Annotated in this window: 11 protein-coding genes and 1 pseudogene; 4 read left to right on the top strand and 8 right to left on the bottom strand. The window is 60.0% G+C overall.

Features of this window, described 5'->3' with window-relative positions:
* Window positions 1–109: 109 nt before the first annotated feature.
* Window positions 110–528, bottom strand: a pseudogene (locus tag HNQ95_RS32835) (IS66 family transposase); the annotation flags it as partial.
* Window positions 529–1,043: 515 nt separating this feature from the next.
* Here HNQ95_RS32835 and HNQ95_RS32830 point away from each other — a divergent pair.
* Complete coding sequence (locus tag HNQ95_RS32830; RefSeq protein ID WP_182576205.1) at window positions 1,044–1,403, top strand: winged helix-turn-helix transcriptional regulator; 360 nt, start codon at window positions 1,044–1,046, stop codon at window positions 1,401–1,403.
* A gap of 25 nt (window positions 1,404–1,428) precedes the next feature.
* Here the strand turns inward: HNQ95_RS32830 and HNQ95_RS32825 are convergent, their stop codons facing one another.
* From HNQ95_RS32825 to HNQ95_RS32800, 6 genes are all read right to left on the bottom strand, one after another.
* Window positions 1,429–2,058, bottom strand: a complete 630-nt coding sequence (locus tag HNQ95_RS32825) for an alpha/beta hydrolase (RefSeq protein ID WP_154387511.1) — start codon at window positions 2,056–2,058, stop codon at window positions 1,429–1,431.
* Window positions 2,059–2,096: 38 nt separating this feature from the next.
* A complete protein-coding gene (locus HNQ95_RS32820; protein ID WP_154387510.1) occupies window positions 2,097–3,053 on the bottom strand; it encodes a glutathione S-transferase family protein in 957 nt (318 codons plus the stop codon).
* A 66-nt stretch (window positions 3,054–3,119) separates the two neighbouring features.
* Window positions 3,120–3,521: a DoxX family protein gene (locus HNQ95_RS32815; protein ID WP_154387509.1), complete on the bottom strand. Its 402-nt coding sequence runs from the start codon at window positions 3,519–3,521 to the stop codon at window positions 3,120–3,122.
* Between the two features lie 34 nt (window positions 3,522–3,555).
* On the bottom strand, window positions 3,556–4,191 hold the full coding sequence (locus HNQ95_RS32810; protein ID WP_182576204.1) for an NADPH-dependent F420 reductase: 636 nt from the start codon (window positions 4,189–4,191) through the stop codon (window positions 3,556–3,558).
* Between the two features lie 120 nt (window positions 4,192–4,311).
* A complete protein-coding gene (locus HNQ95_RS32805) occupies window positions 4,312–5,199 on the bottom strand; it encodes a LysR family transcriptional regulator (RefSeq protein WP_246341094.1) in 888 nt (295 codons plus the stop codon).
* A 636-nt stretch (window positions 5,200–5,835) separates the two neighbouring features.
* Window positions 5,836–6,141: a hypothetical protein gene (locus HNQ95_RS32800; RefSeq protein WP_182585860.1), complete on the bottom strand. Its 306-nt coding sequence runs from the start codon at window positions 6,139–6,141 to the stop codon at window positions 5,836–5,838.
* 437 nt (window positions 6,142–6,578) lie between these two features.
* On the opposite strand from HNQ95_RS32800, the gene HNQ95_RS32795 reads away from it, so the two are divergent.
* Entirely contained in the window at window positions 6,579–7,793 is a 1,215-nt protein-coding gene (locus HNQ95_RS32795; RefSeq protein ID WP_154387506.1) for a M24 family metallopeptidase, read from the top strand.
* 302 nt (window positions 7,794–8,095) lie between these two features.
* Here the strand turns inward: HNQ95_RS32795 and HNQ95_RS32790 are convergent, their stop codons facing one another.
* Window positions 8,096–8,875, bottom strand: a complete 780-nt coding sequence (locus HNQ95_RS32790; protein ID WP_154387505.1) for a creatininase — start codon at window positions 8,873–8,875, stop codon at window positions 8,096–8,098.
* Window positions 8,876–8,973: 98 nt separating this feature from the next.
* Here HNQ95_RS32790 and HNQ95_RS32785 point away from each other — a divergent pair, with 98 nt between their 5' ends.
* Window positions 8,974–9,888, top strand: a complete 915-nt coding sequence (locus HNQ95_RS32785; RefSeq protein WP_154387504.1) for a LysR substrate-binding domain-containing protein — start codon at window positions 8,974–8,976, stop codon at window positions 9,886–9,888.
* A gap of 91 nt (window positions 9,889–9,979) precedes the next feature.
* A partial coding sequence (locus tag HNQ95_RS32780; RefSeq protein ID WP_182576203.1) for an extracellular solute-binding protein occupies window positions 9,980–10,857 on the top strand: 878 nt, incomplete at its 3' end.

Here is a 10,857-nt window from a genome sequence, read left to right as displayed (position 1 = left end):
AGAGGACCCTGCAGACCATCGACAACCCGTTCGGCACGAGGTTGTCACCCATGTCTTAGGTACAAACTGTTACCTATGTCTTCGGGCTGTACAGTGGCCGCCCTGTTCCTTCCTTTAGGACTTGAACCGTCGTCTCGTCGCCATGGATGAGAGGCTGTGACCTGAGCCGCAGTTTCAGTACATCATAGATGCGATGCAGGTGCTTCTCGCTCGAACCGATCACCACCCAATGCCCCAGAGCGCCTCGGCTGACAGGAACGCCGGCGCGCTCAAAGGCTTGTGCTACGCGATAGAGTGGCGTGCCGTCGACGTATTTGTGAACAAGAGCGAAAGCCAGGGTTGAGGCCGTGGCGATGCTGCCCGGCAAGGGCTGCGTCGGCATCGGCGCGGTCACGACCGGCGTGTTGATACCGGAGCGGTCACAATTGCGGCAAGCGTATTTGAAGCGCGCATTCTGCAGACCTTTGCCTTCTCCTCAATATGAAGTTGCTTGGTAACGGCCTCGCCCATGCGATGCATCTGGCCACGGTTTTGGCGCCCGGCGAAGCTCGGGCTTGAGCATGGCCGTGTCTAGCCTGTCGGTTTTCGCCCGTCGTTGTTCACGGTTCACGGCGACGCTGGTCGAATGGATGACATGAGCGTCTGTGCCTCGCGTCCGCAGCCACCGGGCCAGCGAGAAGCCGTCTCGACCAGCATCGAAGGCCGGTGCGACCCGGTCTATCGGCATCCCCGCAGCCTCCGCCTCCGATCGCCAACGCGTGATCAAACCGAGCAATGCATTGGGATCGGGATCGAGTTTCTTGGAGGGGGTGTCGCTGAACGCCGGGAAGCATTCCGGCCACAAGCCAGCTATTCTGACTCATTTCTATCACGACGAGCACAGTGCGAGCTTGATCCAATACAGTGATTGATCGGCTGAGATCCTCGACTTTGGACATGATAGTCTATCCTTCGGGTTGATCGTACGACGATGGTGCGACCTCGCCGTGTTCCCCCATAGCTTCTCAGGCCGCAGAGCACTCAAGAGCAAAACGTGCGCAGAAATTCGCGCTCTTACATCTGGCGAACAGCCCGCTCCGATCCTCGATCGCATCGGCGACAAGTGGACGGTGCTGGTTGTCCGCCTGCTGGTTATTGGCCCGCTGCGGTTCAATGCGCTGAACAAGTCGATCGGAGGTCTGTCAGCCAAAGTCCTGTCGCGGGCTCTCAGGGACCTTGAGCGCGATGGGCTGGTAACCCGGACGGCATTTCCGACAGTCCCGGTTACCGTCGAATACGACCTTACCCCGCTTGGCCGAACGCTTACCCGGACGCTCGGGGCGCTTTCACATTGGGCGGAAGAAAACATTGAGGCCGTTCACACCTCGCAACGGCAGTATACCGACAAATCAAGCCGAAGATGAGCATACGCCAAGCGCATGTGCTTGATCATTTGGCTTCGCTTTTCAGTGCAGCGGCCAAGAAGGCTGCGCCCAATTGCGCGCCTTCGGTGGTGATGGTGTGGCCAACGCCTGGAAGAATGTGACTGTTGGCATCGAGGCCCAGTTCGCGCAGGGCTGCCATTGCCTCGATTGAGGCGCCAGCTGGTATCACCGGGTCCGCCGCACCATGCACCGCCAAAACCCGTGGCGATCCGGTTTGCATGAAAGGTCGCGGCGACGCGAGACGGCCCGAATAGGCGACAACCGCACCAACCGGCCAACGCCCGGAAACAATGGCATCCAGCGCCATGATGGAGCCTTGCGAAAACCCGACGAGGACAACCCGATCGAGGTGGTTCAGGAGGCCATGCTGTTCGATGGTGCCGCGCAAGGTATCGTCGAACGCGGGCCTTGCCGCAGCAATGCGTTGCGGCCGGTTCGCCTCGGTCACAGCGGAGATGCTGAACCATTGCCGATCGGCGCCACCCGCGTCAAAGGCGAACGGGCCATCTGGTGCGGCGAACGCAGCCGTGGGTAGCGATGGCTGCCACGCTTGGGCGAGCGGCATGAGATCGGCCCCGCGACTGCCAACGCCGTGCAAGAAGACAACAAGGCTTTTGGCGTGGGAATTGTTCATTGGAGAATTGCCTGTGCTTACTAGCGGTCAACCATTGGTTAAAGGCCGAGATCGCTGAGATCGGGACCGTCGGGCACGATGCCGTTCGGGTTGAGCGACCTGATCGAATAATAGCCCTTCTTGATATGGTCGATATTGACCGTATCAAGAACCCCCGGAATGGCGAGAATGCGCTTCAGATACGCCGACAGGTTGGGATATTCAGCAAGGCGCCTGAGGTTGCATTTGAACAAGCCGTGATAGGCGGCATCGAAGCGCACCAGCGTGACAAACAGCCGGATATCTGCCTCGCTCAACCGGTCGCCGAGCAGGAAAGGAGTTCTGGCCAGGCGCGCCTCAAGCTCGTCCAGCATAGCAAAGACACCACGGTAGGCCTCGTCATAAGCGAGTTGGGTCGTGGCGAAGCCGGCGCGGTAGACGCCGTTGTTCAGCGTCGGATAGATCTCCTCATTGAGCGCGTCGATGTCGGCGCGTAAGGCCTGCGGATAGAGGTCGACGCTTTCGTCAGCAAGCGCCCCGAAGCCTGAATTGAACATACGCACGATTTCGGCGGACTCATTGCTGACGATGGTCCTGCGCTTCTTGTCCCACAGAACCGGAACGGTCGCGCGGCCGGTGAAATCGTCGTCGGCCCGACTGTAAAGTTCATGCAGATAGGTCGCGCTATTGAGTTCGTCCCGGTTGGCGCCTGGATAGTCGCCGAAGCGCCAGCCTTGATCGGTCAGAGCCGGCTCGACCACAGAGACCGACACGATGTCTTCGAGCTTCTTCAGCTTGCGGGCAATGAGCGTTCGCGACGCCCAAGGGCAGATCAGCGCGACATAGAGGTGATAGCGGCCGGCCTCAGCATTAAAGCCGGCTTCGCCGGTCGGTCCGGCCCTGCCGTCAGGCGTGATCCAGCTGCGGAAACTGGAAATCTGGCGAACGAAGCCGCCTTTTTCGTCCTTGGCCTGGACTGGTTGCCAGTCTTCGGTCCACTTTCCGTTTACAAGCATGCTACGTCTCCGTCGCCAAAGAAGGTGGCCCGGGCGCGGCCGGATGTGGACCGCGTCCGGGCGGAATCAGCCACGCACCTTTTGCAGGGCGTAGGCGCCGTTCCCGAGCAGCGCCAGCGAGGCAAGCGCGACAGCCCAGAATGCTGGAAACTCCCAGCCACCATTGGGGTTGCTGAAAAAGAACCCGGCGGCGCCATGTGGGGCGTAGATCGAGCCGAGCAGGATCGGGATCAGCGCGATAGACACCCAGCGGGTCCAGACGCCCGCAATCAAAGCGATGCCACCGAGCAGTTCTGCAGCGATGACCAGATAGGCCAGCGGTCCGGGAAAACCGAGGCTTTCGAAGAAACCGGCGGTTCCTGCTGGTGTGAAGATGAAGATCTTGAGGCCTCCGTGGGCGAGGAAGAGGATGCCCATGCTGACGCGCAGCAGTAGGCCAGCGAGATTGGCGTTGTTTGTATCGTTCATGCTCGTTACTCCTGATGGTTGCTTTTTTGGAACGTTAGGCGGTTGCGGTCTGCCAGGTGGGGGCAATATCGGTGCCGAAACCACGCATGTAACCCAACACGATGTTGAGGCCGGCGACCGGCTCCAGATAGCGCGCCATACGCAGTCCGCCGACCTGGACGGGAACGAAGCCGGACTTGGCAACGATTGCCTCGACCGTGTCGATCGCACCCTGGTCGTCGCCGGCAATGAAGACGGTGGCGGGCTTGTCGCCAACCTTGCCGCCCGCCTGCAGCACCGAGGCGAAGATCGTATTGAACGCCTTGACCACGTTGGCCCTGGGCGCGAGCTTCTGGATGTCCTCGCCAGCGCTGGTGGAATGGCCGATGGTCAGCCCGGCGTAGTCGGGGGTCAGCGGGTTGGTGATGTCGATGACAATCTTGCCTTCCAGACCGCCTGCCGCGGCAATCGCCTCGCCAGCTGCGTCGAATGGCACCGCGAGAACGACGATATCAGCATTGCTGGCCGCCGAAGCGATGTCCGTGCCCGAGACAGTGCCGCCCAGTTCACGGGCCGCTTCGCTGGCACCGGCGGCATCCCGTGAACCTAGCGTGACGGAATAGCCGGCCTTGGAAAATACACCGGCAAGGCCCTTGGCCATGTTGCCGGTTCCGATAATCGCAATGGTCATGATTGTGTCTCCTTGAGCAACGCGCTTGATCAGCGCCGATGGCGAGGAGATAGCGCGTTTCCACTGAAGATATTATCCGAGGAAAGGGAAGCTATTTGCTTCCAAAATGGAATTAATCGGCTACCAGCCTTTGTCCCAATCTGGGCCGCTGCGGTAGTGGGCTACCAGGAAGTCCACGAGCAACCGGACCTTGATGGCGAGATGCCGGCCGGGCGGATAGAGGGCATAAATGCCAAGCGGCTTTGGTTCGAATCCACGAAGTAGGGGAACCAGTCGTCCCGCGCGAAATCGGGGGCCGGCGATGAAGCTCGGAGCGCGCGCCACACCGAGACCCGCCTCGGCGGCCGTCAGCGCAACATCGGCATTGGAAAAGCGCAGCCGACCGGCGACTTCGATGAGCGTGTCACTGCCGTCCGGCTCTCGAAACGCCCAGATACCAGGTTCACGGAAATTGGTGTCGATAATGCAATTGTGCGACTTCAGGCCGATTGGCGTGCGCGGCACTTCATGTTCTTGCACATAGGCCTCGGACGCGCACACCACGATGCGCGCTTCACAGAGATGCCGAGCAATCAGGCTGGAATCAGCAGGGCTGCCGATGCGGATTGCGGCGTCGAAACCCTCGTCGACCAAGCTGACGACCCGGTCCGAAAAACTGACGTCGAGTTCGATCTGCGGGAACTGTCGGGCGAACTCCACAAGAACCGAAGCCAGTTGGGCAGCGCCGAAGGAGACGGGCGCAGTCATTCGCAAGCGCCCCTTCGGTGTGCCGGAAACGTTGCGTACCGCCTCCTCGAGCGCGTCGAAATCGGCAAGCAGAACCCTCACGCGTTCGAAGTAGGCCTGCCCCGCTTCTGTTGCCGCCAGTGCGCGGGTGGTACGGTTGAGCAGCCGAACGCCAAGTTCCCCCTCCAATCGCGAAATCAGCTTCGAGGCCTGTCCGGCACTGGTTCGCAACCGTTCGGCGGCCCTTGCAAAGCTGCCCGCCTCCATCACGGCAACAAACATCCTGTCACATTCAAGCCGATCCATGCGAAACCAGTAGCGGCAGATGGCTTACAGTCCAAGGGGGCAGGTCATTTAGGACAATTGCTTCTAATCGATCCGGACCACTTGCTGCGAAAATATCGCGGTATTCGGCTCCAGCCTGCCATACCGCACCTATCGGTCCGAATTGTCATTTCAACCAGAATTCTGGGCCGTCTTGCCTGTCATTCTGGATAACGGTATTTGGTTCATGGAGTTCTCGACAAAAGCGATGGCGCCGTGATGGTTGCCATGTCTGGGTCGCAGGCACTGACCACTTAACGCCTCCCCGCGTATTGATCGCTAGCGGCGACAGCGCTGCTGTCGGACACTGCGGACGAGCAAGTCGGGCGCCAAAAGTGCTGCAGTGATCACAGGCAGCGTGGGATGATTATCGGCTCAGTTCGATTTGATCTGCTCGAACCAGAGCATCGGCAAGTCAAGTCCGTGAGCTACATCGGCCGAGGCGATATCGATCATTGTCTCAAAGATCTCGGTGACGATCGTTGGATCAAAAAAGGCAAGGCGCAGAAGCTGGGAACGTAGCGCTCGTCGAGATTTTCCTGATCTGCGATCTCGCGCGCCGACTTTGCAATGGCCAGTTAGCAGGTCAGCGTATCATGTCGCGCCGCGGGTAATTGCCTTGATGGGTCTTGTTGGCGGCAGTTGGCCCAGCATTTCCTGATGCCGTGATGAGGTGCGGATGTTAACCTCGACCGCTGTCATGTCGCTGTTGCGCCTGCAATGCTGTCCAGCGTCAGCTCTATCGTGATGCGGTCGCCACCGATCGTCACCGAACTGATCAGCGATTGAATTGCATTCCCGCTGGTCGTTTGAACCGGTCACCTGCAGCTGGGCAGTCATGGAGACGCGACATTGATCCGCGCTGCGCAGGGGCGTGATCGTCCAGCCAGTTTTGGTCATTTAGCTTGTGAAATGGCCCTTTAGTTGCGGGCAGCTGTCAATCGGGTTCGCGCTGCCATTGCCGGGGTCATGGTCCTTTGCGAAGTCGATGCTTCATGATGATCGGGTCGGGCGCCTCGGCGTGTGCAACGACGTTCGCCCGCGAACGGATCGGATGCATATCTGCTACGCCATCTTTCCGCTGCCCCACTCAAAGCTGGTGCCGTCAACCCAGAGGCAGTGGAGCAGAACGAGAGTTTTGCTGCACTTGGGTCGGATCGTGCCATGGTTGCGCTATGGGTAATAGGGAGCTCACCGGACACTTTGCATAGTCCGTGATGCGGGATAGCTCCTCCATTAAGATCTGTTATTCGAACATTAGGTGAATAAATTTTGGAAATGCCATTGTCAGAACTAAGCTGTGCTGGATCAGATCCTATTCAAGGAGGAGCAGCCCGATGACCGACGACATGTTGCATGTGATGAAGTGGCACAATGGCGAGAAGGAGTTTTCGCCATTCTCCGATGCCGAAATGGCCCGTCGCCAGAACGATGTGCGCGGCTGGATGGCAAAGAACAACGTCGACGCGGCGTTGTTCACGTCTTACCACTGCATCAACTACTATTCCGGATGGTTATACTGCTACTTTGGTCGCAAGTACGGCATGGTCATTGACCACAACAATGCTACCACCATTTCGGCCGGTATCGATGGCGGCCAGCCGTGGCGCCGTAGCTTCGGCGACAACATCACCTATACCGACTGGCGCCGTGACAATTTCTACAGCGCCGTACGCCAGCTGACGCCGGGCGCCAAGCGCGTTGGTATCGAGTTCGACCATATTTCGCTCGATTTCCGTCGCACGCTTGAAGAAGCGCTGCCCGGCGTCGAGTTCGTCGATGTCAGCCAGCCCTCGATGTGGATGCGCACCGTCAAGTCGCTCGAAGAGCAGACGCTGATCCGCGAAGGCGCCCGCGTCTGCGACGTCGGCGGCGCGGCTTGTGCTGCAGCAATTAAGGCTGGCGTGGCCGAGCATGAAGTCGCCATCGCCACCACCAATGCGATGGTTCGCGAAATCGCCAACTCGTTCCCGTTTGTCGAACTGATGGACACCTGGACCTGGTTCCAGTCGGGCATTAACACCGACGGCGCCCACAACCCGGTGACCAACCGCAAGGTGCAGTCCGGCGATATCCTATCGCTCAACACCTTCCCGATGATCTTCGGCTATTACACTGCACTTGAGCGCACCTTGTTTTGCGATCATGTCGACGATGCAAGCCTCGACATCTGGGAAAAGAACGTCGCGGTTCACCGTCGCGGTCTCGAGCTGATCCAGCCGGGCGCGCGCTGCAAGGACATCGCCATCGAGCTCAACGAAATGTACCGCGAGTGGGACCTGCTCAAGTACCGTTCGTTCGGCTACGGCCACTCGTTCGGCGTGCTCTGCCATTATTATGGCCGCGAGGCCGGCGTGGAACTGCGCGAGGACATCGAGACGGTTCTGGAGCCCGGCATGGTGGTGTCGATGGAGCCGATGGTCATGCTTCCCGAGGGCATGCCGGGTGCCGGCGGCTACCGCGAGCACGACATTCTGATCGTCAAGGAAGACGGCGCCGAAAACATCACCGGCTTCCCCTTCGGTCCCGAGCACAACATCATCAGGAACTGAGGGCGGTGTTCTACATCCCCCACGATTGCCCCCGGGAAGCGGTGGACCGGCATTGCCGGTCCACCGCGACCGCGTTGCATCCGGCTGCGCTGCTGGCCAGGGATATCGCCCGCTGGGTAAAGCGTCTGGGCGCGCGCATGACTGCCCGTGTCCCCGAAGAGACGGTGTCTCGGCCGGCATCCGTCGCGGCTTGCGAGCGCGGCGGACTGACCCCGCCGAGCCGGCCTTTTTGATCCCGTCCTTGGCAACAAAAAAAGCCGCGGTCGATGCCGCGGCTTTTATTGTGCCTGGAGGTGGAAAGTTCAGCGCGGGAATTCCCTCTCCAGAGCCTGAACGATGCCGTCGGCACAGACCTGTAGTAGCAGCTCACCTTTATCCGCTGTCGCATCCTTGGGCGAGGAGAGCGTGCCGCTGGCGGGCGTCCATTCCGGTTTTGGCGGGTAAACGTCGTAGGGCGGGAAGGTTGCCGGCGCATGGTCGACCGCGCGCTCAAGGCTGACCTGGTGGGGGTAGAGCGCCAGCATCAGGGAGGTTTCGAGCACCCCGCCATGTTCCAGATCCCAGCCAGCGAAGCCGTCGGGATAGAGCCGGCCGATCGTCGCCTTGTCGACGAAGTCCCAATAAGACAGGACGACGATCTTCATGTCGTCGATGCCGGCCCATTTGAGCTCACGCAGTGCAAGGTCGATGCCCTCGATGATGAACCACGAATTCTCGAAATGGCCGTTGACCAGGCAGATGCGGCGAACGCCGTGGCGGGCGAATTCCCTGATGACGTCGCGAAGAGCTGCGACCAGGGTTGCGCCGTCAAGGCTGGTGGTGCCCGGCAGATGATTGCCGCCGCCGGACTTCTGATGCGACTTGTAGCCATAGGTGAAGGGCGGCGCGACCAGCGCGTCGATGCGGCTGGCGACGCGCCGAGCGAACTCGACCGGCAAGAGCACGTCGACATTCATCGGCATGTGGTGGCCGTGCTGCTCCATCGAGCCGATCGGCAACAGGATTGCCGTGGTGCCACCGCGAACACGGGCGTCATAGTCGGGCCAGGAAAGCTCGGCGGCGAAGACAGATTGTTGAGGCATGGTCATCTCCCATTTTGGCTGATGGGGCAAAGATTTGAGCCCAACCTTGTGATATGAGAAATTTATAATCTTCATCCTCGCATGAGGAAACGAAATCCATGCGCAACATCATAAACTTCCAGACCGACCTGCTCCGCACCTTCGTCTCGGTCATCGATCTAGGCGCCTACACCAAGGCCGGCGACATGCTGGGGCGTACCCAGCCGGCGATCTCGCTGCAGATGCGCCGGCTCGAGGAACTGGTCGGCGCACCGCTCATCAAGCAGACGGGCCGTTCGCTGACGCTCACCGGTGAAGGTGAGATGCTGTTGAGCTACGCGCGCGAAATCCTGCGGCTCAACGACGAGGCGGCGTCCTATTTCAATCGCGCCAAGATAGCAGGGGTGCTGCGCGTCGGCCTGCCGAACGACTATGCGGTGGCGTTCCTACAAGGGGTGATCACTGAATACACGCGTCAGCATACTGAAATTTCGCTCGAGATCTATTGCGGCTGGAGCGCTGAAATCCTCGATCGGCTGCGGGCGGACGAACTCGATCTGGCCATTGCGATGGTCAACACTGATCGCGCGCAATACCTGTCGCGGTCATGGATCGAGCGGCCGATCTGGACGGCGGCGAACGAGGTCACGTTCGATCCGGCGGCAGGCATCCCGCTTGCTGCTCATCCGGAAGGGTGCGCGTACCGGGCGCGGATGATCCAGGCGCTAGATGCGGCGCAGATGCGCTGGCGCGTCGCTTATACCGGGCCGGGTATCTCTGGCCTGCAGAATGCCGTGATCAACGGTCTGGGTGTAAGCGCACTGACGCGCTACACTTTGTTGCCGGGGATGCGTGTACTCGGCGAGGACGACGGGTTCCCGCCGCTGGCCGAAATCCGGGTTGGCCTGTTCTACAAGCATCCGCGCCTGTCGGACGCCGGCATCCGGCTGGTCAACCACATCATCGCCCGGCTGGATGAGGCTGGCGTCTCCGGCGACCCCGTCAGGCGTCATGTGGAGCTTGATCGTCAATAAGCAATGCAAATGGCTCAATTATAAGAATTAATTTTCCAAATGCACTTGCGCTTCCTAACCTTGCGGCAACAACAACCAAAAGGGGAATGCGATGACCATCAAGGACGCATTGTCGGGGCCCCGTACCCGGCGCGAGATTCTGAAGGGTGCAAGCGTATTGGGCGGCGGAATCCTGGCGATGCCGTATCTCAGCCGGCTGGCCTTCGCCGCTCCTGTTGAGCTTACCATGCTTGCCTGGTACGGCCATGCCGAACCGGATGTCGTTGCCGAATTCGAGGCGGAAAACAACGTCAAGTTCAAGCCGAAATACTATACCGGCGGCGACAACATGCTGGGCCTGATCGCCCAGTCGCCTCCCGGCACCTTCGACGTCATCCTTTCCGATGCCGAATATGTCCAGCAGCTCAATTCCGCCGGCTATATCGAGCAGCTCGATCCCAAGGACTACGCCTTCGACGACTATTTTCCCGAGTTCCAGAAGTTCGCCGGCCACTGGCAGGACGACAAGCTGTACTCGGTTCTCACCCGCTTCGGTTTTCTCGGCGTTGCCTACAACACCGAAGCCGTCACCGAAAAGGAGGCTTCGACCTACAACGTCTATTGGGCCGAAAAGCTGAAGGGCAAGGTCGGCCATTTCGACTGGCATCTGCCCAATCTCGGACAAATCAGCCTGCTCGAAGGCAATGCCTCGCCCTACGACATCGGCGAGGAGGAATGGGGCAAGCTGCAAGAGAAGATGAAGACGCTGCGCCCGCAGATCGGCGGCTTCTTCGACTACGGCGGCACATTCTCATCGTTGCAGAACGGCCAGATGCTGGCCATGGCGGGCATCGGCGACTGGATCACCGGGACGCTGGAGAAGAACGGCGCCAATGTACGCACCGTGATTCCGGAGGAGGGCGGCCTGCAGTGGACTGAGTCCTTCTGTATCGGCAAGGGCTCGACAAAGGCCGACCTCGCGAAGAAGTG

The organism is Aminobacter ciceronei, from assembly GCF_014138625.1.
Classification (GTDB): Bacteria; Pseudomonadota; Alphaproteobacteria; order Rhizobiales; family Rhizobiaceae; genus Aminobacter; species Aminobacter ciceronei.
This window is presented reverse-complemented; position numbering and strand designations above follow the sequence as displayed.

Excerpts from the sequence above, each read along its gene's own strand:
- HNQ95_RS32825 (WP_154387511.1), bottom strand. The coding sequence starts at position 2,058 with ATGAACAATTCCCACGCCAAAAGCCTTGTTGTCTTCTTGCACGGCGTT.
- HNQ95_RS32820 (WP_154387510.1), bottom strand. The coding sequence starts at position 3,053 with ATGCTTGTAAACGGAAAGTGGACCGAAGACTGGCAACCAGTCCAGGCC.
- HNQ95_RS32815 (WP_154387509.1), bottom strand. The coding sequence starts at position 3,521 with ATGAACGATACAAACAACGCCAATCTCGCTGGCCTACTGCTGCGCGTC.
- HNQ95_RS32810 (WP_182576204.1), bottom strand. The coding sequence starts at position 4,191 with ATGACCATTGCGATTATCGGAACCGGCAACATGGCCAAGGGCCTTGCC.
- HNQ95_RS32805 (WP_246341094.1), bottom strand. The coding sequence starts at position 5,199 with ATGTTTGTTGCCGTGATGGAGGCGGGCAGCTTTGCAAGGGCCGCCGAA.
- HNQ95_RS32800 (WP_182585860.1), bottom strand. The coding sequence starts at position 6,141 with ATGACCAAAACTGGCTGGACGATCACGCCCCTGCGCAGCGCGGATCAA.
- HNQ95_RS32795 (WP_154387506.1), top strand. The coding sequence starts at position 6,579 with ATGACCGACGACATGTTGCATGTGATGAAGTGGCACAATGGCGAGAAG.
- HNQ95_RS32790 (WP_154387505.1), bottom strand. The coding sequence starts at position 8,875 with ATGCCTCAACAATCTGTCTTCGCCGCCGAGCTTTCCTGGCCCGACTAT.
- HNQ95_RS32785 (WP_154387504.1), top strand. The coding sequence starts at position 8,974 with ATGCGCAACATCATAAACTTCCAGACCGACCTGCTCCGCACCTTCGTC.